This is a genomic window from Microbacterium enclense (assembly GCF_001456955.1).
In the GTDB taxonomy this organism is placed as follows: Bacteria; Actinomycetota; Actinomycetes; order Actinomycetales; family Microbacteriaceae; genus Microbacterium; species Microbacterium enclense.
Window position 1 is genome coordinate 1 of the sequence record NZ_KQ758468.1, and the last position, 24,887, is coordinate 24,887.

The window sequence follows — 24,887 nt, forward strand, 5'->3', positions numbered from 1 at the left end:
ATGACTTGATAACACACCTGTTTTTGGTGCTTGCGTCCACTGAGTGGTTCTCGATGTACGGTCGAGAACAACAACAATGAAACAATCGTTGTTGGTTTACGAACACATCAATAGTGTTTCGGCGGCCATAGCGAGAGGGAAACGCCCGGTCACATTCCGAACCCGGAAGCTAAGCCTCTCAGCGCCGATGGTACTGCAGGGGGGACCCTGTGGGAGAGTAGGACACCGCCGGACTTCCTTTAACGAAATGGCCACCCAACGCTGGGTGGCCATTTCGCATTTACGGACACAATCGCCGGGTATGTGACGCCCGTGCCGCGACGTTGTTTCGCATACGGAGGCACCTCCCCCTCGCCCCTGGATGAGCGGCGGCGATACGCTGACGGCACCAACGGGAAGGGCGCTGTCATGCGATTCGGTCACCTCGGGCAAGAGCCCCGCATCCACCCCGACGCGGTGATCGCCCCCACCGCCGTCATCAGCGGCGACGTCAGCATCGGCGCGGGCTGCCAGGTGCTGCACGGGGCCGTCTTGACGGCGGAAGGGAGCCCGATCGTCGTGGGACCGAACACGATCGTGATGGAGCACGCCCTCGTGCGGGCGAGCTCGACCAACGCGGTGCACGTCGGCTCTCACACGTTGATCGGTCCGATGGCGAGCGTGGCCGGGGCTGACATCGGTGAAGAGGTCTTCCTCGCAACCGGCACGCGGATCTTCAACGGGGCCGAAGTGGGGGACCGCTGCGAAGTGCGGATCAACGCTGTCGTGCACCTGCGGACGGTCCTTCCGGCAGGAACCGTCGTTCCGATCTCCTGGGTTGCCGTGGGAGACCCCCTGCAGATCCTTCCCCCCGACAGCCACGAAGAGATCTGGGCGGCGCAGAAGGAACTCGACTTCCCGGGCTACGTCTTCGGGCTCGACCGGGACACTCCTGATCTCATGGTGCAACTCACGGAACGCTACGGACGCAGTCTGTCACGCCATTCGGAAGATCGCCGACTCGACTGACGGCCGGCGCAAATCCCTCGCCGGAAGCACGACGCGCCGGCCACCCGAGGGGTGCCGACGCGTCGCGCTCGAGGGCGTCGATCAACCGGTGTTCTGCAGACCCGCTGCGACTCCGCTGACCGACAGCAGCAGGAGGCGCTGGTGCTCGGCATCCGGAGTCTCCGACTCGGTCGCGGCGTCGCGCAGGGCGCGAAGCGCCCGCAGCTGCAGCAGCGAGAGCGCGTCGACGTACGGGCTGCGCATCTTCACGGCCCGCTGCAGCACGGGCTTGTTGCCCAGCAGATCGCCTTCCGTGATGCGCTCCACCCAGGAGCGGGTGAGGAGCATCTCGTCCATCACCAGTTCGGCGAGGTCCTGCCGGTCGCCGAGCGCGAGATAGCGGCGCGCGATGCGCTCGTCGGCCTTGGCCAGGCTCATCGCGACGTTGTCGATCATGGTGCGGAAGAGCGGCCACTGCTCGTACGCCTCGCGAAGGCGCTGTTCGTCACCGACGGCATCCAGAGCGGTACCGAGACCGAACCAGCCGGCGAGGTTGATGCGGGCCTGCGTCCACGAGAACACCCACGGGATCGCGCGCAGATCCTCGAGGGACTCGACCGACAGACCGCGGCGTGCCGGGCGCGAGCCGAGGGCGAGGTGCCCCAGTTCTTCCATCGGCGTGACCGTGGCGAACCAGGGAGCGAACCCGGGCGCCTTGACCAGGGCGAAGAAGCGCTCGCGCGAGGCGACGTCCATCGTCTCGGCGACGTCGGCGAAGGCGTCGGCGGCACCACGGTTGCGGCGTTCGATGGAGGGGGAGGATGCCGTGAGGACGGCCGCCGCCACCTGGTCGATGTGCCGCATCGCGATGTCGGCGTCACCGTAGCGGGCGAAGATGACCTCGCCCTGCTCGGTGAGCTTGAAGCGTCCGTCCACGGAGTGCGGGGGCTGAGCGAGAATCGCGGAGTTGGCCGGGCCACCGCCGCGGCCGAGCGCGCCGCCGCGACCGTGGAAGAGGGTCAGCTCGATGCCCTCGGTCTCGGCCCACGTCGAGATCTTCGCCTGCGCCTCGTACAGGGCGAGGTTGGCGGCGACCGGTCCGACGTCCTTCGACGAGTCGGAGTAGCCGAGCATCACTTCGAGGCGGCGGCCGGTGGCATCCATCCGGCTGACGAAGGCGGGGTGCGTCACGATCTCGGCGAGGATGCCGGGGGCGGCCTGGAGGTCTGCGAACGTCTCGAACAGCGGAATGACGTCGAGCACGGGAAGTCTCTCGCCGGGACCCATCGCGTACGAGGCCAACTCGTGCACGTTCGCCAGATCGTCGGCGGACTGCGTGAACGACACGATGTAGCGGCCGGCGGCGCGGGGACCGAAGCGCTCCTGCACGTAAGCGATGGAGCGGAAGACCTCCAGCACCTCGTCGGTCTGCTCGCTGCGGGCATGGCCGGCGCGCAGCTCGTCGAGCACCTTGCGATGCACGGCCGAGTGCTGTCGCACCTCGAGCTCGGTGAGGTGGAAGCCGTACGTCTCGACCTGCCACACCAGCCGCTGCAGGGCGCCGTACGCCTGCCGGGCGGCGCCGGCCGCGACCAGCGAGTCCTGCACCGTGCGCAGGTCGGCGAGGAGGTGCTCGGGGTCGCGGTACGCCAGGTCGGCGTTGCGCGTGCGGGTGGCGGCGATCTTGCGCGCCAGCAGCAGCAGGATGCGGCGGTGCGGCTCCTCGGGGGAGCGCTCGGCGATCTCGGCCGCCGCGTCTTCGTCGGCCGCGCGCAGGCGGTGCCACAGTGAGACGAGGGCGTCGCTGGGCGGGGTGGTCCCGGCATCCAGGGTCAGACCGCGTCCGACACGCAGCGCCGTGCGCTCGAGGCCGAGCAGCACGTGCTCGCTCGCGATGGCGGCGGCCTTGCGCGTGACGGATGCCGTGACGAACGGGTTGCCGTCGCGGTCACCGCCCACCCACGAGCCGACGCGCACGAACGGCTTCACGATCGGAGCGCGAGAGCCCGCGTTCTCGCCCTGGAGGACGTCGTCGATGCGGCGGTAGACCTGTGGGACCGCCGTGTACAGCGTCTCGTCGAAGACGGCCATGACCGATCGAACCTCGTCGACGGGCGACGGCTTCTCGCGGCGGAGGGGAGCGGTGCGCCAGAGCGTGTCGATCTCTTCGAGCATGCGGCGCTCGGTGCGGCGCGTCTCGGCTGCGTTCTCGCCCGCGGCATCCCGCTCGCCGAGGAGTTCCGACAGTCGCCGGATGCTCGTGGAGATCGCGCGACGACGGGCCTCGGTCGGGTGAGCGGTGAAGACGGGATGGAAGCGCAGGGCCTGCAGGCGGGCGAGCGCCGTCTCTTCGCCGACCTCGCTCGACAGACGCTCGAACGCGCTGGCGATGGTGTCGGGGATCCCGTTGCGGGAGGGACGATCGCCGCGCTCGCGCAGCACGCGGACGCGCTGGTGCTCCTCGACGAGGTTGACCAGGTGGAAGTACGCCGTGAAAGCGCGCGCCACCTCGTCGGCGCGTTCGATCGAGAAGCCGTCGGCGATGGCAGCCGCGCGCTCGAACGCCTCGGATGTCTCGTCGGTATAGGCCTGGATCGTCGCAGAGCGAAGACGCTCGACGTCGTCGTACAGTCCGGGGGAGCCGCTCTCTCGAAGCACGCGTCCCAGCAGCGACCCGAGCAGGCGCACATCGGCACGCATCTGTTCGGGGAGCTCCTGGCCGGCTTCGAAGCGGCCCACGAGGTCGATGGCCTCGGTCGGGGTCAGTTCACGCACACGGCCAAGATTATCGGCGTCGCGGGGCTCCGAATTCACGTGTAACGGGGGTGGGACGATTCGTCGCTGCGCCGAGCCCCGGATGGCGTGCCGAACTCCGGAGTTTCTCCGGCCGCGGGCGGGGGTGTCGCGAGAAACCCGGGATGCCGGCCCGAGATGCGGCGAAAACTCCGGAGACCGGTACGGGGTACGCGGGTGACCCACGGGGCGGGACAGCGGGGACGTCGCGTCGCGGGCGCGACCCGGACACCGGGCGGGCCGCGGCGGGTGGACGTGCCGCGAGCGGACGGTGGCGTGCGGAGGTGTGGCGAGCGCACGTGCGGCGGGCGGACGTGCGGCACGCGGGGTGCGGTGCGTGCCGGTGTGGCGTCGCACGGAGGATACTCGGGTCAGTGGTGCCGGCGGGCCCGGCGGATGCCGGGGTGACGGCCTGCGGAGGGAGACGCCGTGAGCGAGGACGCGCTGCGAGAGGCCGCCGAGACGATGCGCGTGGTGCGCGAGCGCTGCGCGTGGACGCGGACGATCGTCCACCGTGACCTCGTGCCCTACCTCGTCGAGGAGAGCGCCGAGGTCATCGACGCCGTGGAGGACGGCACGCGGGCCGACCTGCGCGAGGAACTGGGCGACCTGCTCTGGCAGGTCCTTTTCCACGCCGAGATCGCCGCCGGCGACCCCGACGATCCGTTCGACATCGACGACGTCGCGCGCGGGCTCACCGAGAAGATGGTTCGCCGGCATCCGCACGTGTTCGGGGATGCCGTGGCATCCACTCCCGAGGAAGTCCTCGTTCACTGGAACGCGGCGAAGGCCGCCGAGAAGCGTGAGCGGACGAGCGTGCTCGACGGGGTCAGCGACCACATGCCGGCTCTCGCGCTGGCCCAGAAGCTCGTCGGCAAGGCCGCGCAGGTCGACGTGCCGGCCCCGGCGCACCGACTGGCCGACCCGGCGACCGAGGCCGAGCTCGGTGACGCTCTGCTCACGCTCGTGCAGCTGGCTCGCACCCGCGGCTGGGACGCAGAGCGTGCCCTGCGCGAGCGCCTGCGCGCCCTGCGTACCGAGGTTCGCGCGGCGGAGGCGAGCAGCGTCCGTCCCGCGCCGAGATGATGCGCGATTTCCGAAATGACTCGGGACGGCGGCGCGGAGGACATCGTCTCGGCCGACACGGGTGATCTCGACGGCCGCACCCCGCACAGAACCACCCGCCCGACCCTGGAACAATGGGTCCGTGGCATCCGTGAACCCGCCGCGCGGCATGCGCGACTTCCTCCCCGCTGACAAGGCCCGTCGCGAGCGTGTGCTCGCCGTCATCCGCGAGCGTTACCGCGCCCACGGCTTCGACGAGATCGAGACCCCCGTCATGGAGGACTACGACCGCCTGCACGCGGGCATCGGCGGCGACAACGAGAAGCTGTCGTTCAGCATCCTCAAGCGGGGAATGGATGCCGAGGCCATCCGCGCCGCGGCCGACGACCCCGTAGCAGCGCTGGCCGATCTCGGCCTGCGATACGACCTCACGGTCCCGCTGGCCCGGTTCTACGCCACGAACCGTGGGCAGCTGCCGACGGTGTTCCGCTCCATCCAGATCGCTCCGGTCTGGCGTGCCGAGCGTCCGCAGAAGGGCCGATACCGCCAGTTCGTGCAGTGCGACATCGACATCATCGGTGACGCGTCCGCGCGTGCCGAGGCCGAGCTGATGATCGCGAGCCTCGACGTCCTCGACGCTCTGGGGCTCGAGGGCGGCTCGATCCGCATCAACGACCGGCGGGTGCTCGACGCGATGCTCGACGTGTTCGGTTTCGCGCCCGACGAGCGCCCGGGCGTGCTCATCACGATCGACAAGCTCGACAAGATCGGCCCCTCGGGCGTGGTCGCCGAGCTGCGCGACCGCGGAGCGACCGGCGGGGCCGTCGACGCTTTCGCCGCCTACCTCGACCAGCCGACGCGGACGCCGTCGTTCGACGACGCCGGCATCCGTGCCGCGCTGCCCGCCGGCATCCCGGACGAGGTCATCGCCCACCTCGTCGCCCTCGGTGAGACGGTGGCCGCGGCGCGCGGCGCCGGCGCGCCGCTCGTCTTCGACCCGTTCCTCGTGCGCGGTATGGGCTACTACACGGGCACGATCTTCGAGCTCGCCCACCCGAGTGTGGACTATTCGCTCGGTGGGGGCGGACGCTACGACGGCATGATCGGGCGCTTCCTCGGCCAGCAGGTGCCCGCGGTCGGGTTCTCCATCGGCTTCGAGCGCCTTGTCGACCTGCTGCAGGACGCCGCTGACACGGCCGAGCGCGCCGTCGTGCTCGTGAACGACCGCGATGTGCCGCTCGCGCAGCTGCTGCGCCTGAAGGCGGAGCTCGTCGCCGACGGCGCGCGGGTGCGTATCGAGCAGCGACCCAAGAACATGAAGGCGCTGCTCGAGCGGTCCGCAGCCGACGGGTACACCTCGTTCGCGGCGGTCGGCACCGACACCACCGTGGAGTCGCTCGAGCTCAAGCCGCTGAGCTGAGCGACCCGCGGCCTCGCCGCGCGCAGCTGCGAGCGCATCGGCTCCGCGCTACGCGACCGCGCTGATCAGCGCCTCCTCGGGCTTCTCCGCCGCGAGGCGTTCCAGGCGCGCCGCGGTCGCGGCGTCGCGGGGCGAGAACCACACGATGCGCGAGCCGAGCCCCTAGTCGATCCACAGGCTCGACATCTCGAGGTTCAGCTCGCCGACGCGCGCATGAACGAGATGCTTGCTGGCGTTGCGCTCGCCGCCGACGTCGCCCAGGCGCCACAGCTCCGAGAAGCGCGGCGACATCTCTTCGAGCTCCCCGATGAAGCGCTGCCACGACGGCTCCTCGTGGTGGCGGCCGTACGCGGAGCGCAGACGCGCGGCGATGCGGCGCTGAGCGTGGTCGAGGTCGATGTGTGCCCGCTGCCAGGTGGTGTCGGTGAAGAGGAGGACGGCGCAGTTGCGGCGCTCGTCCGGCATGTCGTCGAGATCGTCGAACAGATACCGGTAAGCGCGGTTGTACGCCCGGATGTCGAAGCGCGAGGTCTGCACCGCCGCGGGGTAGGGCAGGAGCTTTTCGAGCAGATCGAGGTGGTTCTGCCCGACGCACAGGCGTGCCTCGCGGTCGGGAAGGGGAAGGTCGGCGAGGGCGAAGAGGTGGTCGCGCTCGTCGTCGCTCAGGCGCAGCGCTCGGGCGATCGCCGCGATCACCTGCGCGGATGCCGCGATCGGGCGCCCCTGCTCCAGCCAGGTGTACCAGGTGAGTCCGACTCCGGCGAGCTGAGCGACCTCTTCGCGGCGGAGGCCGGCGACGCGGCGGCGCGCACCATCGGGCAGCCCGACGTCGGCGGGTCGGAGCCGCGCGCGGCGGCTGCGCAGGAAGCCGGCGAACTCGGCCCTGACCTCGTCGGATCGGCTCATGGCATCCCTCCTCTCCGGCGATCATAGGACCACGCTCCGACACCGCTTCGGCCGCAGGGGAGTGGCTGTAGTACCAGGATGACGGGGCTCCTGGTACCAGGATGCCGCGTTCTCCATGCTGGCACCATGACGACCACCGCACAGCCCGAGACGGGCAGCGCCCCCGTGCCGATCCGCCCCGGCGCCAGTACCGAGGTTCCCACGTGGCGCTACGTCGGATTCCTCATCGGGCCGGGCGTCGGAACCTTCGCCTTCAATGCGGTGACGGTCATCTTGCCGACGTTGCGCGAGCGGTTCGGCGCCGGCGACGTCGCGCTCGAACTCGTGATTGCGGGCTACGGCGTCCCGTTCGCTGTCTTGCTCATCCTGGGCGGTCGACTCGGCGATCGCTTCGGGCGCCACCGGCTCTACACGCTCGGTATGGGGCTGTTCCTCGTATCGGCGATCGCGTGTGCGCTCGCACCGTCGATCGAGACGCTCGTCGCCGCCCGCATCGTCCAAGGCGTCGGCGCGGCGCTGTGCACACCCCAGGTGCTCGGAACCATCCAGGCGACGTCGCAGGGAGCGGCGCGCACCCGCGCGATCTCGGCCTTCGGGGCGAGCGGCGGCATCGGAGCCGCCGTCGGCCAGGTCGCGGGCGGTGCCCTCGCATCCATGACGTTCGGCTCGGTCGACGGGTGGCGCGCGGTGTTCGTCGTCGTGGCGCTGACGGCCCTCGCCGCGATCGTGCTCGCCCCGCTGGCCCCCCGCTCGCGCGCGCACGAGGTGGTCGCGATCGACCTCGTGGGAACCGGCGCGCTGGGGATCGGCATCCTCGCGGCGTCCGTCGCTCTGACCTTCGGTCCGGTGTGGGACTGGTCGTGGCCGGTCGCGCTGGCGCTCGCGATCGCGGCCGTCGCCCTCGTCGCGATGTGGAAGCACCAGGACGCCGTGGAGCGCTCTGGGCGCGTACCGCTGCTGCCCCCGAGCATTCTGCGTCTGCGCCCCCTGCAACTGGGTGTCGTCGCGGCCGGGCTGTTCTTCGCGGGTTACTCCGCCCTGCTGTACGTCTTCCCGCGCGCCGTCGAGGCCGGCGGACTGTCGTCGCTCGAGGCCGGGATGGCGCTCCTGCCCTTCGCCGTCGTCTTCGCGGGGGTGTCGCTCGCCGTCGCGCGAATACAAAGCCGTCTCGGGGACTCCACCCTCGTGGTCGGCGTCACGCTGCAGATCCTCGCCCTGGTGGCGATGGCCGGCACCCTCACCTTCGCGTGGGGCGCGAACATCGGACTCTGGCTCCAGCCCGCTCTCGTGCTGCTGGGCGCCGGGCAGGCGCTGATCTTCTCGCCGCTGACGCAGCTGGTCGTGCGCGAGGTACCCGTCGAGGCCGCGGGCCTGTCGGGCGGGATCTTCAGCACCGCCCAGCAGCTCGCGCTGTCGTTCGGCGTGATCGTGATCGGCGGCGTGGTGACCTTCACCGGTGTCTCCGGGCGCGACGAGCTCGTGGCCGGCCTCGTGCTCGACATCGGCCTCGCCGCCGCGGTACTCGTCGTCGCACTCGTGCTGCGGGCGCGGGGACGCCGCCGCACTGCGTGAACGGGGGCGGGCGCGAGTCGGTCCCACGTGGGTTTTCGGGACTCGGCCGATCGGCGACGTGCCTCATGGCGCGCCGGCGAAAGGATCGCGCAACTCACGGGATGCCGGGAGCCCCACGTCCGCGGACCGTCACCGGGCGTCCACCCGGCGTTCATCACCTGCCGGTGTCATCGGAGCATGCGCACGCGTCGTCCGGTGACCCTGGCCGCCGCCTCGGCCGTCGCCCTGCTCGGCGCCGGCGCGATGGGGGTGCGCACCCTCATCGCCCGCCAGGCCGCCCTCGCGCGCCGCCGCATCGGCAAGCCGCTGGGAGAGCAGGCGCTGGATGCCGACCGCGTCTGGCGCGGCAAGAAGCACCCCGGCGAGCCGATCGATCTGCTGCTTCTGGGCGACTCCATCGCCGCGGGGCTCGGGGCGGGGCACCGTCGCGACACCCTCGGCGCCCGGCTGGCGAAAGGGATCTCGCGGAGCGAACGACGCCCCGTTCGGCTTCGCACCGCGGCGGTGGTGGGGTCGGAGACCTCGGCGCTCGCCGCTCAACTCGCCGCCCTCCCCGACGGCTACCGTGCCGACGCCGCGGTGATCGTCGTCGGCGGCAATGACGTGACGCACCGGGTCCCGGCATCCCGATCGGCGGAGCAGCTCGAACGGGTCGTGCTCGCGCTGCGCGACGGGGGAGTGCCGGTGGTGGTCGGCACGTGTCCCGATCTCGGCACCCTGCGCGCGATCCCGCAACCGCTGCGCGCGCTGGCTGCCCGGTCGTCACGCCAACTCGCGTCCGCGCAGGCGGTGGCGGTCCACCGGGCCGGGGGCCGCGTCGTCGCACTCGCCCGCGCGGTGGGGCCCGTCTTCGCCGAGCGCCCCGACGAGATGTTCAGCGTCGACCGCTTCCATCCGAGCGCGCTCGGCTACCGACGGACGGCCGAGGCCCTGCTGCCCGCGGTGCTCGCCGCGCTGGAGACCTCCCGGCCACCCGTCGATCCAGTCCCTGAACGGGTGAGACGGGCTGACGGCGTCCCGAACTCCTGAATTTCTCCCGTTGCCCGGGCTGTTTCCGCGGCCGGTGCAGCTCGCAAGGTCAAAAAGTCCGGAGTTCGGCACGCCCCGCAATCCCGCCCCACGCCAGACTCGAGTCATGGAACACGACCTGTCCGACGAGGACTACGCGGAGATGACCCGCGCCCACCTGCGCGGGGAGCGTTGACCCCCGGCCCGCACGCCGACAGGCTGGAACCGTGCCCACCCACGACGACGTCGACGTCTTCCTCACCACCACCCTGGTCGGCGACGACCCGATCCTGGATGCCACGCTGCGGGCGCAGCACGACGCCGGCCTCCCGGCGATCGAAGTCGCACCGGTCAACGCGAAGTTCCTCCACCTGCTGACGCGCATCGCCGGGGCCCGCCGGGTGCTCGAGATCGGAACCCTCGGCGGATACTCGACCATCTGGTTCGCCCGGGCCGTCGGCGACGGCGGCCGGGTCGTGACGATCGAGGCGGAGGCCGTCAACGCGGACCTCGCCCGTTCCAACCTGGCGCGTGCCGGGGTGTCGGATCGCGTCGAGGTCCGCGTCGGCCGCGGTGCCGACGTGCTGCCGACCCTTGCGAGCGAGGAGCCTTTCGACCTCGTCTTCATCGACGCCGACAAGGAGTCGAACACCATCTATCTCGACTGGGCCGCGCGCCTGGGCCGCCCCGGCACCGTCGTCGTGCTCGACAACGTCGTGCGCGGGGGCGAGGTCGCCGACGCCGCCACGGCCGACACGAAGGTGCGGGGCGCTCGGCGGGGCGTCGAGATGCTCGGCGCCGACCCCCGCTTCGACGCGACCGCTCTGCAGACCCTCGATCGCAAGGGGTGGGACGGCGTCGCGGTGGCGATCGTCGTGGATGCCGTGGCAGGACCCGGAGCCTGAGCACGTCCCTGGGCCTGAGGAGGTCCCTGAGCTCGTCGAAGGGACCGGAACCCGCGCACCGGTGGCTTCGACGGGCTCCGCCGCTTCGCACCCGACCCGACCCCACGCCCGCCGGGCGACATCACTAGACTCGACGACGGACCGACGACGCTCCACCCTCTTTCCCCAGAACCAACGAGGAGTCCTTCGTGGCACTTATCGAGGCTGTCAACGCGCGCGAGATCCTGGATTCGCGCGGTAACCCGACCGTCGAGGTGGAGGTGCTCCTCGACGACGGAATCGTCCAGCGTGCGGCCGTCCCCTCCGGCGCGTCCACCGGCGCGTTCGAGGCTTACGAACTGCGTGACGGCGACAAGAGCCGTTACAGCGGCAAGGGCGTCCTCAAGGCCGTCGCCGCGGTCGTCGACGAGCTCGGCCCCGCGATCGAGGGCGTCGAGGCCAGCGAGCAGCGCATCATCGACGAGATCCTCATCGAGACCGACGGCACCGAGAACAAGTCGCGCACCGGCGCCAACGCCATCCTCGGCGTCTCGCTCGCGGTCGCCAAGGCCGCCGCCGACAGCGCCGACCTGCCGCTGTTCCGTTACCTGGGCGGCCCCAACGCCCACCTCCTGCCCGTCCCGCTGTTCAACGTCATCAACGGTGGCGAGCACGCCGACAACGGCATCGACTTCCAGGAGTTCTTCCTCGCGCCCATCGGCGCCGACACCTACGGCGAGTCGCTGCGCTGGGGCACCGAGGTCTACCACGTCCTCAAGGGCGAGCTGAAGTCCGCGGGCTACAACACCGGTCTCGGCGACGAGGGTGGCTTCGCCCCCGACCTGCCCAGCAACCGCGAGGGCCTCGACTTCCTCATCCGCGCGATCGAGAAGGCCGGCTTCACCCCCGGCAAGGAGATCGCCGTCGGCCTCGACGTCGCCGCCACCGAGTTCTACAAGGACGGCGTCTACACGGTCGAGGGCAAGGAGTGGAGCGTCGACACGCTCGTCGACTACTTCGCCGACCTCGTCGCGAATTTCCCGATCGTCACCATCGAAGACGCGCTCGCCGAAGACGACTGGGACGGCTGGAAGAAGCTGACCGACGCCATCGGCTCGAAGGTCCAGCTCGTGGGCGACGACCTGTTCGTCACCAACCCCAAGCGCCTGCAGCAGGGTATCGACCTCGGTGTCGCCAACTCGCTGCTCGTGAAGGTCAACCAGATCGGCACGCTGTCCGAGACGCTGGATGCCATCGCGCTGGCCACGCGCTCGGGCTACACCTCGATGCTGTCGCACCGTTCGGGTGAGACCGAGGACACCACGATCGCCGACCTCGCCGTCGCCGTGAACGCCGGCCAGATCAAGACCGGTGCCCCGGCGCGCAGCGAGCGCGTCGCGAAGTACAACCAGCTGCTCCGCATCGAGGAAGACCTGGGCGACGCCGCGGTCTTCGCGGGCCGTTCGGCGTTCCCCCGTTTCAAGGGCTGATCGTTCGACCTGGGGGAGGGGGAGCCGGCAGGCTCCCCCTCCTTCGTCGTCTCCAGAGTGTCGCCTGAGCGGATGCCACCGACCCGGCGCGTCCCCGGAACCGTCCGACGACGCGACGTAGACTCGCGTGCGGCCGGCACACCCGTGCACGGATCGAAGGGAGCAGGCGTGGAACGACCGACTCTGCCTCCCCGTCGGCCCGTGGCATCCGGAACACCCGTCTCGTCGCAGAAGGGCAAGCGCGCCTCCTCCGCGCGGTCCGCTCGCGCGCCGCGCCGAACCGTGACCGAGCGTCGTGTGGACGTGCGCGACTGGCTGGCCCGCGTGCGCGTCTCGGGTTTCGTGGTCATCATGCTCGGGCTCGTCGTGCTGGGCACCTTCGTGCTCGTCCCGACGGTCGGCACCTACATGGATCAGCGTCAGCAGATCAAGGCGCTGCAGAGCGCGGTCAAGGTGAGCCAGTCCGAGGTGGAAGACCTGCAGATGCAGCGCGATCGCTGGTCCGACCCGGCGTACATCCGCACGCAGGCTCGAGAGCGGCTCGGCTACACGTTCCCCGGCGAGGTCGTCTACCTCATCGACAACGACCTGCCCGCCTCGGCCACGCCGCAGGAACAGGACGACGTCAGCGAGGACGTCGGTCAGACGCGCACCGACTGGATGGCGCAGCTCGTCCGCTCGGTGGCCGCCTCCGGCGCCGCGCAGGTCGCGGTGCCCACGATCGGGGTGCCCGATCCGACGCCGGCGCCCGAGACCCCGGCGGGCTGAGCGCGGGTCCCTCGCCTGGGGAGCGAGCATCGGGACCACAGTGTCCGCCTCTCGTGCCGGCTCCGCCACCCCCTCGGCGAACGACGAGGGCGGCCGGGTACCCTGAAAGCGATGACTACCGCAACGCTTCCCCCCGCATCCGACGCCGACCTCGCCGTTCTGCAGGCGCAGCTCGGCCGCGTGCCGCGTGGAGTCGTGGGCATCGCCGCGCGATGCGTGTGCGGCAACCCGACGGTGGTGGCGACCTCGCCCCGTCTCGACGACGGCAGTCCGTTCCCCACCTTCTACTACCTCACCCACCCCGCCGCGACCGCGGCCATGTCGGTGCTCGAGGCGGGCCACGTCATGAAGGAGTTCTCGGACGAGCTCGCCGAAAGCGACGAACTGCGGCAGCAGTACGCCTCGGCGCACGAGGCGTACCTGCGCGACCGCGCCGCGTACGGCGAGCCCGACGAGATCGCGGGCATCTCCGCCGGCGGCATGCCCACCCGCGTGAAGTGCCTGCACGCGCTCGCCGGACACGCGCTCGCCGCCGGTCCCGGCGTCAACCCGATCGGTGACCGTGCGCTCGAGCGCGGCACCTGGTCGCCTGAACGCTGCCAGTGCGAGAGCCCCGGGACGAGCGGATGAAACGCGTCGTCGCCGCCGTGGCATCCGTCATCCTCGTGGCGGTGCTGACGGGTGCGACGGCGGCACCCGGCGCGTCGGCGCCTCCGCAGGCCCCGGCCGGTCCCGTGGCCGAGGACCCGACCGACTCGGTGCGCGCCGCAGAGTACTGGCTCGATCAGTACGGTGTGCGGGAGGCGTGGAAGACCACGCGCGGAGCCGGACAGAAGATCGCCATCATCGACACCGGGATCGGCCGGGGACCCGCCGAGTTCAGCGGGGCCGTGGTCGGCGGCATTGACGTCTCGGGCGTCGGTTCGTCCGACGGACGGACTCCCGTCGGGGCGGTGGATGCCAACCACGGCAGCTGGGTCGCCTCGCTCGCCGCCGCGCGCGGCACCGGCAACGGTCGCGGCATGATCGGCGTCGCACCCGAGGCGGAGTTGCTGTCGATCTCCGTCGGCTTCGGCGCCACGACGTCGAAGCCGTTCACCGAGCAGATCGCCGAGGCCATGAAGTGGGCCGTCGACAACGGTGCGACCGTCATCAACCTCTCGCTCACGACCAACACGCTCGACTGGGATCGCAGCTGGGACGAGGCATTCGAGTACGCCTTCGACAAGAACGTCGTCGTGGTGGTGGCCGCCGGCAACCGCGGCAGCGGCACCGATCGCGTCGGCGCTCCCGCCACCATCCCCGGCGTCCTGGCGGTGGGTGGTGTCGATCCGAGCGGTACGGCGAGCAACAGCGCCTCGACGCAGGGCATCACCATCGGCCTGTCCGCACCCAGCGAGCGGCTCATCGGCGTCTCGGCCGACGGCGCCCTCGTGCAGTGGAACGGAACCAGCGGTGCGGCCCCCATCGTGGCCGGGATCGCGGCCCTGGTGCGCGCAGCCCACCCCGGGTTGGACGCGAACAACGTGCTGAACCGTCTTATCCAGACGGCGAAGCCCGCAGCCGGCGCGTCGACCACGCCCGACAAGCTGTACGGCTACGGACTGGTGGATGCCGCGGGTGCCGTGTCGTCGAGCGCGGTCGCCGCGGTCAGCGAGAACCCCCTGGGCAGTCTCACGGAGTGGATCCGCCTCTACCGCCGGGCGGACGCCGAGCCCGCACCCGAGCCGAGCGCGGCGCCGGTGACCATCCCGCCCCTCCCGCCGGTGGAGTCGGCGCCCCAGGCGAGTTCGCCTCTTCTGCCGTCGCGCGATAGCGTGCTCTACGGGTCGTTGCCGCTCGGTGCTGCCACGCTGGCCGCTATAATGATTGCGCTCGGCGTCAGTGCTGCTGCCCGGCGATCCCGACAGGCGCGCACCTCCCGCGAGCCGAGCCGCATCACTAACGAGGAGTCCCTCCCATCGTGACCACTACCGTGCCCAGAATCCTCATCGTCGGTGGGGGCTACGCAGGTTTCTACACCGCGTGGAAGCTCGAGAAGCTCCTCGGCCGTAACGAGGCTGACGTCACGCTCGTCGACCCGCTGCCGTACATGACGTACCAGCCGTTCCTCCCCGAGGTCGCCGCGGGCGAGATCGAGCCCCGCCACGTCGTGGTGGGTCTGCGTCGCCACCTCAAGCGCACGACCGTCATCGCGGGCAAGGTCACGGGCATCTCGCACGCGACCAAGACGGCGACGATCACGCCGATCGCCGGCGATGAGACCTTCGAGCACAGCTACGACCAGATCGTGGTGACAGCCGGTGCCGTCTCGCGCACGTTCCCGATCCCGGGGATCGCCGACAACGCCATCGGCCTCAAGACCATCGAAGAGGCCGTCGCCATCCGCGACCGTCTCACCTCGAACTTCGACAAGGCGTCGGTGCTGCCGGCTGGTCCCGAGCGCGACCGCCTGCTGACCGTCGTCGTCGTCGGCGGCGGGTTCGCCGGCATCGAGGTCTTCGCCGAGCTTCGCGCCTACGCGTCGTCGCTGCTGAAGCAGTACCCGACGCTGACGTTCGACGACACGCACTTCCACCTCATCGAGGCGATGGGCCGCATCATGCCCGAGGTCTCGCAGAAGACGAGCGAGTGGGTGCTCGCCGACCTGGCGAAGAAGGGTGCGTTCGTGCACCTCGACACGCAGGTCAAGGGCGCCGTCGACGGCGTCGTGGAGCTCTCCACCGGCGAGCAGCTGCCGACCGACCTGATCATCTGGACCGCCGGCGTCATGGCGAACCCCACGGTCGTCCGCGGCAGCGACCTGCCCGTCGAAGAGCGCGGCCGCATCCGCACGCGCCCCGACCTGCGCGTGGGCACCGACGAAGACATCGTCGAGGGCGCCTGGGCCGCCGGTGACGTCTCGGCCGTTCCCGACCTGTCGGGTGGCGGCGTCGGCGGTTTCTGCGTTCCCAACGCGCAGCACGCCGTGCGCCAGGGCAAGCTCATGGCCAAGAACATCGTGGCGGTGCTGCGCGGCGAGGAGCCCAAGCAGTACTTCCACAAGAACCTCGGTGCCGTCGCCGGCCTCGGTCTGTACAACGGTGCGTTCCAGTCGGGCAACATCGCCCTGACCGGCCTGATCGCCTGGTTCGCGCACCGCGGCTATCACGGTCTGGCCATGCCCACGTGGGAGCGCAAGTTCCGCGTGATCGGCGACTGGATGCAGAACTTCGTGCACGGCCGCGAGGTCGTCTCGCTCGAGGCGGTGCAGCAGCCCCGCGCCGCGTTCGAGGAGTTCGCCGCACGCCCGCGTCCGGCCGCTCCCGCGGCCGACGCGCCGGCCCCGGCTTCCGCCGACAAGAAGGCCGAGCCCGTCGCGGCGAAGTAACGCCCCGTTTCGAGACCCCCGTGCCCGTGTCGGGCGCGGGGGTCTCGGCGTATGCGGATGCCGCGTCGGAGTCGGCGGATCATCGCGCGACGTCGGCGGCGGCGCGCCGTCGTGCAGACTAGGAGCGCACCCGCGGGGCCGCGGCGCTGCGGGCCGGCGTGTCGGCGTCGCGATCCGCCCGACCGTTCGCGGGCGCGGACGGGTCGGGTCGCGGCATCCGGGGTGGCGCGAGTCGAACCTTCGCGGGACGGCGGGCGGGGTGACCCCGCGATACGGTGGAGGAACGGGCCCCCGTAGCCCAACGGCAGAGGCAGGCGACTTAAAATCGCTTCAGTGTGGGTTCGAGTCCCACCGGGGGTACAGCACGCGCACGATCGTCCCGCGCTCCCATCGACGGCTCGATCCGGATCCCCTGGGAGTCCATACCACCACCCGGTCGCCGCTCGACCCGGTCGTTAGACTGAGGGGCAATCTCGCGAACGGAAGTGTGGGGACTTATGTGGGAGTGGCTCGTACCGGTCCTTGTGATCGTCGGCATCCTGGTGATCGCCGGCATCTACCTGTGGGCCACCTACAACGCCCTGGTCGCGCTGAACGTGCGCGTCGACGAGGCCTGGAGCGACATCACCGTGCAGCTGAAACGCCGCGCTGACCTGCTCCCCAACCTCATCGAGACGGTGAAGGGGTACGCGGCGCACGAGAAGGCCGTGTTCGAGAACGTCACGCGCGCCCGCGCCGAGACCCTGTCGGCCCAGAGTCCCGCCGAGGCCGGTGTCGCCGAGGGTCACATGCAGCAGGCTCTGAAATCGCTGTTCGCCGTCGCCGAGGCTTACCCGCAGCTTCAGGCGAGTCAGAACTTCCTGCAGCTCCAGCACTCCATCGTCGACACCGAAGACAAGATCCAGGCCTCGCGCCGGTTCTACAACGGCGGGGTGCGAGAGCTGAACACGAAGATCAAGGTCTTCCCCAACAACCTCTTCGCCCGCCAGCTCGGCTTCCACGAACGGGAGTTCTTCGAGGTCGTCGACGGCGCCGCGATCGCAGAGCCACCCCGCGTGCAGTTCTGATCGAACGCTCCCTCCGCTCCGGCAGAGGGGGCGTTTCAATTCACCCGGCCGTCGGGGTGGTCGTGTCTCTCGGCCGCGAGGGCGCCGGCGATGGCATCCGACGCGTCACCCCAGCGCGCGACGGTGATGCGGTCGAGGCCATGCCACCGAGCGGCGGTGAGCAGTTCGGCGGCGATGCGGTCGGCGGCATCCGATGGCGCTCCCGCCTCCCACCACGCCGACTGCACGCGCAGCACGCTCGACGCGCGGTCGGCCTTGAGATCGAGCCGGCCCACGATGTCGTCGCCCACCAGCACGGGCAGGGAGTAATAGCCGAACCGGCGCCGGGGCGCGGGCGTGTAGATCTCGATGCGGTAGTCGAAGTCGAACAGGCGCTCGGCGCGGTCGCGGAACCACACCACCGGATCGAACGGGGTGAGCAGAGCCGCAGCATCGACCCGTCGCGGATGCGCCGCGTCGCGGTGCAGCCACGCTCTCGCCGGACGACCGGCGATCTGCCACCCCTCGACCTCGACGGGAACCAGCTCTCCCGCGTCGACCAGCTGACGGATGCCGGCGAGCACCGCCGGACGATCGCGGATGCGCCAGTAATCGGCGAGGTCGGATGCCGTGGCGACGCCGTACGCGACGGCTGCCCGCCGCGTCAGCTCGGTGATCGCCTCGGCGCGGGGAACCGTCGTCTCGAGCGCGGACGCCGGCAGGACGTCGGACGCCAGGGCGTATCGTCGCTCGAACCCGCGTCGCCCGGAGATGGCGACATCGCCGAACAGCCAGAGGCGTTCGAGACCGTTCTTGACGTCGTCCCAGCCCCACCACGGACCGCGTGATCCGCTGCGGGCGTCGTGGTCGATCTCGGCCGGGCGCAGCGGCCCGCGGGCAGCCAACTCGTCGCGGAGCCACTGCAGCAGGGGCTGATTGGCCTCCGCCCAGGCGTCGTGGCCGTATTTGCGGCGCAGGTCGTCGCGCCGGAAGTGCAGCAGCGGCCAGTCGTCGACGGAGACGAGGGATGCCACGTGCGCCCACGACTCGACCCATTTCGGTCGACGCGAGAAGGCGAGCCGATCCAGCAGCTCGGTGTCGTACGCGCCCAGGCGTGCGAACAGGGGCATGTAGTGCGAGCGCGCGAAGACGTTGACCGAGTCGATCTGCAGGATGCGCATGCCGTGCAGCGCGGCGGAGATCTGCCGCGTGCCGACCGCCTCGGGGCGCGGTCGGGCGAACCCCTGAGCGGCGAGGGCGATGCGGCGCGCCTCGGCACGGCTCACGGTCATGGTCATGCCCCTCACGCTAGCTGCGACCCCCGACATCGGCCCGCGAACGATGTCCGAGGGCGGCGGTAGGCTGGCGGAATGAGTGGAACCGATCCCGAACCCCGCGGATCGTTCCTCGACGCGCTGAAACGGCGAACCGTATCGAGCGATCTCCAACCGCCGGTTCCGCCGGCGTTGCGTCAGGCCACCGCCTACGCGTGGCGTCTGCTCGTGATCGCGGCGGCTCTGGCCGTCGTCGTCTTCCTCGTCATCCAGTTGAAGCTGCTCGTCATCCCGCTCCTGGTGGCGATCCTCGTGACCGCGCTGGTGTGGCCGGGGTTCTCGCTCCTTATTCGTCATGGCTGGCCGAGGTGGTTGGCCATCGTCGTGACGGTGCTCGGCACCATCGCCATCATCACGGGCCTGATCTGGCTCGCGGTCTGGCAGATCACCCGCGAGTTCGGTTCGGTTCGTCTGCGCACCACCCAGGCGGTCGAGCAGTTCCGTCAGTATCTCATCGACGGACCGCTGCACCTCAGTGCACGGCAGATCGACGACGGTCTGCAGCAGGCCGGCACGTTCCTGCAGCAGCAGGCCGAGGTGCTGTGGACCGGTGCGCTGGCGATCGGCACGACGCTCGGTCACGTCGGCGCGGGCCTGCTGCTGACCCTCTTCATCCTGCTGTGTCTGCTCGCCGACGGCGGTGGCATCTGGCGTTGGACGACGCGCCTTTTCCCGCGCGTCGCCCGCCCTGCGGTCGACGGCGCCGGGCGCGCGGGCTGGCGGACGGTCAAGAGCTACGCCCGCACGCAGCTGCTCGTCGCCACGATCGACGCGATCGGCATCGGCCTGGGTGCCTTCCTCCTCGGCGTCCCGCTGTCTATCCCCATCGGGGTCCTCGTCTTCCTCGGCGCCTTCATCCCGTTCGTGGGCGCGGTCGCCACCGGCGCCCTCGCCGTGTTCATCGCGCTGGTCTACAACGGCCCGCTGATCGCCCTGTTCATGCTGATCGTCGTGCTCGCGGTGCAGCAGATCGAGAGCCACATCCTCCAGCCGATCCTCATGGGATCGGCGGTCAAGGTGCACCCCCTCGCCGTCGTGCTCGTGGTCGCCGGCGGCGCGATGGTCGGGGGGATCGCGGGCGCCCTCTTCGCGGTGCCTCTCGCGGCGTTCGTCAACGTCGTCTCCGTCTACCTCAGTCAGAAGGCGTGGCTGCACGAGGGCGAAGCGCTGGCATCCCGAGACCTCATCTGGCAGACCGTTCCGCGCGACCGCGCAAGGAGATCATGAACGACACTCCCACCCTGGCCGAGTTCGAGGATGCCGCGCAGGCTCTGCGCGGCATCATCACGCGCACCCCGCTCGACGAATCCCAGCATCTCAGCGAACTGCTCGGAGTGCCGGTCAACCTGAAGCTCGAGAACCTGCAGCGCACGGGGTCGTTCAAGATCCGCGGGGCCACCTACCGCCTGTCGCGCCTCACCGCCGAGGAGCGTGCGCGCGGCGTCGTCGCCGCCTCGGCCGGCAACCACGCGCAGGGCGTCGCGCTCGCCGCGCAGCAGCTGGGCATCGCCGCCACCATCTTCATGCCGCTGGGCGTGCCCGTGCCGAAGCTGCTCGCCACCCGCGGCTACGGAGCCGAGGTCATCCTCGAGGGGGCGACGGTCGAGACCCCGCTGCGCCTGGCCGCCGAGTTCGCCGAGCGCACCGGTGCCGTGCTCATCCATCCCTTCGACCACCGTGACATCGTCGTGGGCCAGGGCACCCTCGGCCTCGAGCTCGTCGAAGACATGCCCGATCTCGAGACCGTCATCGTCGGCATCGGCGGGGGAGGCCTCGCGGCCGGCGTCGCCGCGGCCGTCAAGGCGCGCGCCGCCGCCGAGGGGCGCGAGGTGCGCATCATCGGCGTGCAGGCGCACAACTCCGCGGCCTATCCGTCTTCGCTGGCCGCGGGGTACCCGTTGCAGGTCGAGACGACGCCGACCATCGCCGACGGTATCGCCGTCGCCCGCCCCGGCGACCTTCCCTTCGAGCTCATCCGTCAGTACGTCGACGAGGTCGTCACCGTCACCGAAGACGACATCGCCCGCGCGCTCCTCGTGCTCCTCGAACGTGCCAAGCAGGTCGTCGAGCCCGCCGGCGCCGTCGGCGTGGCCGCGATCCTGGCCGGCAAGGTCACGGCCAGCGGTCCCACGGTGACGATCCTCTCCGGCGGCAACATCGACCCGCTGCTGCTGCAGCGGGTGGTGGCGCACGGTCTGTCGGCATCCGGTCGGTACATGTCGCTGCGCATCCCGCTGCCCGATCGCCCGGGGCAGCTCGCCCGCGTGTCGGAGCTCTTGGCCGGCGTCGGCGCGAACGTCATCGAGGTGCTGCACACCCGCCACGGGCAGGGTCTGCAGATCAGCGAGGTCATCCTGCAGCTCAGCGTCGAGACGCGGGGCTCCGAGCACCGTGCCCTCGTCATCGAGACGCTCGAAGAGGCCGGGTTCGTCGCGACCGTCGTTCCCGACTGACGGCGTCCTCCGTCGACCGGTGCATGAGCCGTGTACCGGGGTGGTTTGGCACGCCGGCGGGCCTGTCCTGCTTGGGTCACGACCGGACGATGGTTCGGGGCGGATTGGGGTGTTCGGGGCGGGATTCATGCGCCCCGATCAGCAAAGTCCGCCCCGAACGAGGCGCGTCGAGGCGTGGTCGGTGCTCCGGGGCGGTCGTCATGCGGTTCGGTGAGTGATGCGAGCCCCGATGCGTCCTCGTGTCCCGGCGTGAGTACCTTCTGGTTTGGGGCGGATTCTGGTGTTCGGGGCGGGATATTCTCGCCCCGAATGGCGGAATCCGCCCCAAAACCGGGAAGCCCGCGCCGGCCGGGCCCGAGACGTCCCGCGCCTGCCGGGCCCGAGACGCCCCGCGCCGACCGGGCCCAGGACACCGCACGCGGGCCACGCCCAGGACGACACGCGCCAGCGAAGCCCGAGGCGCCGACCGAAGGGGCGCCGGGACCTCGCGCGCGTCTGGTCGACGCGGAAGACCATTCGTCAGGGCAACGGAAACGCCGCGAGCCGCCCACCCGGCGACGGGGGAGCGGCTCGCGAAGCGTGCGGGGCTTACTGACCCGAGTACGTCTCGACCTTGACGATCTCGACCGAGATCTCCTTGCCGTTGGGAGCGGTGTACGAGCCCTTGTCGCCCTCTTTCAGGCCCAGAATGGCGGCACCCAGCGGCGAGGCCTCGCTGTACACGTCGAGTTCGGAGTCTGCCGCGATCTCGCGGTTGCCGAGCAGGAACCGCTCTTCGCCGCCGGCGATGACCGCGGTGACGACGGTGCCCGATTCGACGACGCCGTGGCTCTCGGGGGCCTCGCCCACCTTGGCATCCTTCAGGAGCTGCTGGAGCGTGCGGATGCGGGCCTCCTGCTTGCCCTGCTCGTCTTTCGCGGCGTGGTAGCCGCCGTTCTCTTTCAGGTCGCCCTCTTCGCGTGCGGCCTCGATGCGCTTCGCGATCTCTTCGCGACCCGTGGTCGAGAGGTGCTCCAGCTCGTTGTGGAGACGGTCGTAGGCGTCTTGCGTGAGGAACGTCACCTGAGCGTCGTTGGACACGTTTACTCCTTCGTCGAGGCGCAGACGGCGGCGAGTTCGGAGCCGTCGGCGGGGGATATGTCGAACGCCCCGGCATCGAGCCGGGGCGCGTCGTGATCCCGCGAGTTTACGGCACCCAGCAAGCGTTGACAAAACCCGTCGTCGCGAGCGAGAGCGTCGGGATCGTCTCGGTGAAAGCGCGGGAATGCTCATCAGATGCCGGGTACTGCACGACCCGCCAACCCACGGTGCCGTGCTCCTCGTCGCGGGCTTCGAGCGCGCACGCGACGGCGCGGCCGACGGGTGCGGTGATCTGGAAGGTCGCCGACACGGAGCGGTCGTCGTTCACCGTGAACCCGGTGTCGGTCGCGGTGACCGACGCCGCGCTGCTGGCGACGGTCGTCCACCCGAGGTAGCCGATGGCGCCGAGCGCGAGCACGGCCACGATCGTCCAGCCCAGCAGCCGCCGCCGCGGCGAGCGCGTGCGCCCGTAGCGATCGTCGAGCTGGGCCTGCGTCGTCATGGTCTCTCCGGGCTTTAGGCTGGAGTTCCAGGCTACGCGCTTCCGCCCGGACCGAAGGACTCCATGTTTCCCGTGATCGTCGCTCTCGCGACCACGCCCTCCCCGGCCACCACCCCCGACGAGTCCATCGTCACGCCCGGCCCGCTGGGCTTCGCCGCCATCGCGTTCATCGGGATCGCCGTGTTCCTGCTCGTGTGGGACATGCTGCGCCGCATCCGCCGCGGACGCTACCGCGAAGAAGTCAACGCCGAGCTGGATGCCGAGGAGCAGGCGCGCGCGGCCGCGGCGGCCGGCGAGACCGACGACGACACCGACCCGGCGGCTCCGCGTCGCTGATCGTGACCGGGGTGCTCGGCATCCCGGTCCGCCCGTCAGACGGGCATCCGGCGACGGGCTGGTTGTTCTCACCCGCCGTGGTACGCCGGCTGAAGGGCGATGAGCAGGCACGCCGTCCAGTGGCTGAGGAACGCCAGCACGGTGCACACGTGGAAGATCTCGTGGAAGCCGAAGTGACCGGGCCAGGGGTTGGGCTTCTTCACCGCGTAGACCACCGCGCCCGCGGTGTAGAGCAGACCGCCGACGACCACCAGCACCATCATCGCGACGTTCGCCGCGAGCAGGTCGCCGAGATACATGACCGCCGCCCACCCGAGCGCCAGGTACAGCGCCACGTACAGCCACCGCGGCGCGTTGATCCAGAACACGCGGAACAGGATGCCGAGGATCGCCCCGCCCCACACGATCGAGAGCAGCAGCACGGTCTGCGGCGTGGGGAGGGCCAGCACCGCGATCGGCGTGTAGGTGCCCGCGATGAGCAGCAGGATGTTGGCGTGATCGATGCGCTTCAGCACCGCGCGGGTCGTGGGTTTCCAGTGGAAGCGGTGGTACAGCGCGGAGTTGCCGAACAGCAGCAGCGACGTCGCCATGAAGACCGCGGACGCCCACTTGGCGGGCGCCCCGTGCGCCAGGGCGATGAGAACGATTCCCGCGGCGATGGCGACGGGGAACGTTCCCGCGTGGATCCACCCCCGCCAGGTCGGCTTGAGCTCGACCGCCGCGCCCACCGCTCCCGCTTCGAGTAGGGGGAGCTGCGGCATCTCGGGGCCGTCGGCGGGGGTCGGACGTGTCACTCCTCGACATTACGTCTGCTCCCATGCTCTCGGGGGAACATGGCGACCGCACTCACCCTTCGCACAGGCGACGACACCCGACCCCGCGGTGTCGGAGGCGTCCGACGCGGTAGCGTAGGCGGGTGGCGCGCGTGTGGAAGAACGAGGGGCGGGGCCCCCTCTACCGTCTCTACATCTCGCGCCTGCGTCGGCGCATGCCGACGACCGTGCCCCACCACGTCGCGATGATGATCGACGGCAACCGACGCTGGGCGCGACAGCTCGGCTACGACAGCGCGGCCCACGGCCACCGCGCGGGTGCCGCCAAGATGCACGAATTCCTGCGGTGGTGCGACGACCTCGGCATCGAGGTCGTGTCGCTCTACCTGCTGTCGAACGACAACCTGGTCAAACGCGACAGCAAGGAGCTGCAGGACCTGCTCGAGATCATCGGCGAACTCGCTCACGAGCTCTCGCACGAGCCCGACTGGCGGGTCAAGCACGTGGGCCGGTCGCACGATCTGCCGCCGGCGCTGGCGGAGGTGCTCGACGAGGTCACCGAGCGCACGCGCGGTCACAAGGGCCTCCACGTCAACCTGGCGGTCGGCTATGGGGGCCGCAGCGAGATCGTGGATGCCGTGCGCTCGATCATCGCCCAGCACGACGAGTCGGGCGGCTCGCTCGAAGAACTCGCGGCCAGCCTCACTCCCGAACAGATCGGCGAGCATCTCTACACGGGCGGCCAGGCCGATCCCGATCTCGTCATCCGCACATCGGGCGAGCAGCGCCTCAGCGACTTCCTGCTCTGGCAGTCGGCGCATTCCGAGTTCTACTTCGTCGAGGCACTCGGGCCCGACCTGCGCGAGGTCGACTTCCTGCGTGCCATTCGCGACTTCGCCGCACGAGACCGCCGGTTCGGTCAGTAGCTCGGGCGGCTCCCGCGGGGGCGGCGTCGGCGGTTTCCATCCCGCGGGCCGCGGAGTGGCGGCCGCGCGCGTTCGGTGCGCCGCGAGGGTCGGAATCGTCGACGGGCTCGGTCACCTGTGCCGCCGCCGCGGGCGCGTCAGGGGACCGTGAGCGCGTCGGAGAATCCGGGTCGC

22 protein-coding genes, 1 tRNA gene and 1 rRNA gene are annotated in these 24,887 nt (G+C 70.5%); 18 read left to right on the plus strand and 6 right to left on the minus strand.

The features are described from left to right. The first annotated feature begins 117 nt into the window (after positions 1-117). Positions 118-234 (plus strand): 5S ribosomal RNA (rrf, locus tag AS029_RS03405). A gap of 174 nt (positions 235-408) precedes the next feature. Then, on the plus strand, positions 409-1,008 hold the full coding sequence (locus AS029_RS03410) for a gamma carbonic anhydrase family protein (RefSeq protein WP_058231217.1): 600 nt from the start codon (positions 409-411) through the stop codon (positions 1,006-1,008). Between the two features lie 81 nt (positions 1,009-1,089). On the opposite strand, the gene AS029_RS03415 is transcribed toward AS029_RS03410, so the two are convergent. Continuing rightward, positions 1,090-3,762, minus strand: a complete 2,673-nt coding sequence (locus AS029_RS03415; RefSeq protein WP_058231218.1) for a phosphoenolpyruvate carboxylase — start codon at positions 3,760-3,762, stop codon at positions 1,090-1,092. 483 nt (positions 3,763-4,245) lie between these two features. Between AS029_RS03415 and AS029_RS03420 the strand changes: the two genes are divergently transcribed. Beyond that, on the plus strand, positions 4,246-4,866 hold the full coding sequence (locus AS029_RS03420) for a nucleoside triphosphate pyrophosphohydrolase (RefSeq protein WP_082642167.1): 621 nt from the start codon (positions 4,246-4,248) through the stop codon (positions 4,864-4,866). Between the two features lie 148 nt (positions 4,867-5,014). Then, positions 5,015-6,265 (plus strand): histidine--tRNA ligase, encoded by a 1,251-nt coding sequence (hisS, locus tag AS029_RS03425; RefSeq protein ID WP_058231626.1) that lies wholly within the window; start codon positions 5,015-5,017, stop codon positions 6,263-6,265. 162 nt (positions 6,266-6,427) lie between these two features. Here the strand turns inward: hisS and AS029_RS03430 are convergent, their stop codons facing one another. Continuing rightward, positions 6,428-7,171, minus strand: coding sequence for a helix-turn-helix transcriptional regulator (locus AS029_RS03430; RefSeq protein ID WP_228375869.1), 744 nt, complete (start codon positions 7,169-7,171; stop codon positions 6,428-6,430). A gap of 126 nt (positions 7,172-7,297) precedes the next feature. Between AS029_RS03430 and AS029_RS03435 the strand changes: the two genes are divergently transcribed. The 10 genes from AS029_RS03435 (at position 7,298) to AS029_RS03480 (ending at position 17,330) form a co-directional block, all read left to right on the plus strand. Further along, a complete protein-coding gene (locus tag AS029_RS03435; RefSeq protein ID WP_058231220.1) occupies positions 7,298-8,743 on the plus strand; it encodes an MFS transporter in 1,446 nt (481 codons plus the stop codon). A 177-nt stretch (positions 8,744-8,920) separates the two neighbouring features. Beyond that, a complete protein-coding gene (locus AS029_RS03440) occupies positions 8,921-9,772 on the plus strand; it encodes an SGNH/GDSL hydrolase family protein (protein ID WP_058231221.1) in 852 nt (283 codons plus the stop codon). 206 nt (positions 9,773-9,978) lie between these two features. Beyond that, positions 9,979-10,656, plus strand: coding sequence for an O-methyltransferase (locus AS029_RS03445; RefSeq protein ID WP_058231222.1), 678 nt, complete (start codon positions 9,979-9,981; stop codon positions 10,654-10,656). 188 nt (positions 10,657-10,844) lie between these two features. After that, positions 10,845-12,125, plus strand: coding sequence for a phosphopyruvate hydratase (eno, locus tag AS029_RS03450; protein WP_058231223.1), 1,281 nt, complete (start codon positions 10,845-10,847; stop codon positions 12,123-12,125). A 168-nt stretch (positions 12,126-12,293) separates the two neighbouring features. Then, positions 12,294-12,893: an FtsB family cell division protein gene (locus tag AS029_RS17180; RefSeq protein WP_228375870.1), complete on the plus strand. Its 600-nt coding sequence runs from the start codon at positions 12,294-12,296 to the stop codon at positions 12,891-12,893. Positions 12,894-13,004: 111 nt separating this feature from the next. Then, positions 13,005-13,523: a DUF501 domain-containing protein gene (locus AS029_RS03460; protein WP_058231224.1), complete on the plus strand. Its 519-nt coding sequence runs from the start codon at positions 13,005-13,007 to the stop codon at positions 13,521-13,523. After that, a complete protein-coding gene (locus AS029_RS03465) occupies positions 13,520-14,860 on the plus strand; it encodes a S8 family serine peptidase (protein ID WP_058231225.1) in 1,341 nt (446 codons plus the stop codon). The genes AS029_RS03460 and AS029_RS03465 overlap by 4 nt, the downstream gene beginning before the upstream one ends. A gap of 8 nt (positions 14,861-14,868) precedes the next feature. Beyond that, the gene (locus tag AS029_RS03470) at positions 14,869-16,263 is read left to right on the plus strand and encodes an NAD(P)/FAD-dependent oxidoreductase (protein ID WP_058231628.1); all 1,395 of its coding nucleotides are present in this window, start codon (positions 14,869-14,871) and stop codon (positions 16,261-16,263) included. 287 nt (positions 16,264-16,550) lie between these two features. Continuing rightward, positions 16,551-16,623 (plus strand) — tRNA-Leu (locus AS029_RS03475). 137 nt (positions 16,624-16,760) lie between these two features. After that, positions 16,761-17,330, plus strand: coding sequence for a LemA family protein (locus tag AS029_RS03480; protein WP_058231226.1), 570 nt, complete (start codon positions 16,761-16,763; stop codon positions 17,328-17,330). Between the two features lie 35 nt (positions 17,331-17,365). Here AS029_RS03480 and AS029_RS03485 read toward each other — a convergent pair whose 3' ends face one another. Continuing rightward, positions 17,366-18,607: a winged helix-turn-helix domain-containing protein gene (locus AS029_RS03485; RefSeq protein WP_058231227.1), complete on the minus strand. Its 1,242-nt coding sequence runs from the start codon at positions 18,605-18,607 to the stop codon at positions 17,366-17,368. 72 nt (positions 18,608-18,679) lie between these two features. Between AS029_RS03485 and AS029_RS03490 the strand changes: the two genes are divergently transcribed. Together AS029_RS03490 and ilvA are read left to right on the plus strand one after the other, a co-directional pair. Continuing rightward, the gene (locus AS029_RS03490) at positions 18,680-19,870 is read left to right on the plus strand and encodes an AI-2E family transporter (protein ID WP_058231228.1); all 1,191 of its coding nucleotides are present in this window, start codon (positions 18,680-18,682) and stop codon (positions 19,868-19,870) included. Next, complete coding sequence (gene ilvA / locus AS029_RS03495) at positions 19,867-21,096, plus strand: threonine ammonia-lyase (protein WP_058231229.1); 1,230 nt, start codon at positions 19,867-19,869, stop codon at positions 21,094-21,096. The genes AS029_RS03490 and ilvA overlap by 4 nt, the downstream gene beginning before the upstream one ends. A 588-nt stretch (positions 21,097-21,684) precedes the next feature. Here the strand turns inward: ilvA and greA are convergent. Further along, positions 21,685-22,176, minus strand: coding sequence for a transcription elongation factor GreA (gene greA / locus AS029_RS03500; RefSeq protein ID WP_058231230.1), 492 nt, complete (start codon positions 22,174-22,176; stop codon positions 21,685-21,687). Positions 22,177-22,282: 106 nt separating this feature from the next. Next, complete coding sequence (locus AS029_RS03505; protein WP_058231231.1) at positions 22,283-22,678, minus strand: DUF4307 domain-containing protein; 396 nt, start codon at positions 22,676-22,678, stop codon at positions 22,283-22,285. Positions 22,679-22,741: 63 nt separating this feature from the next. Here AS029_RS03505 and AS029_RS03510 point away from each other — a divergent pair, with 63 nt between their 5' ends. Beyond that, positions 22,742-23,014, plus strand: a complete 273-nt coding sequence (locus AS029_RS03510) for a hypothetical protein (protein ID WP_058231232.1) — start codon at positions 22,742-22,744, stop codon at positions 23,012-23,014. Between the two features lie 68 nt (positions 23,015-23,082). Here the strand turns inward: AS029_RS03510 and trhA are convergent, their stop codons facing one another. Then, on the minus strand, positions 23,083-23,775 hold the full coding sequence (gene trhA, locus AS029_RS03515) for a PAQR family membrane homeostasis protein TrhA (RefSeq protein WP_058231233.1): 693 nt from the start codon (positions 23,773-23,775) through the stop codon (positions 23,083-23,085). Between the two features lie 164 nt (positions 23,776-23,939). On the opposite strand from trhA, the gene AS029_RS03520 reads away from it, so the two are divergent. Further along, positions 23,940-24,713 (plus strand): isoprenyl transferase, encoded by a 774-nt coding sequence (locus AS029_RS03520; RefSeq protein ID WP_058231629.1) that lies wholly within the window; start codon positions 23,940-23,942, stop codon positions 24,711-24,713. Positions 24,714-24,887 lie beyond the last annotated feature (174 nt).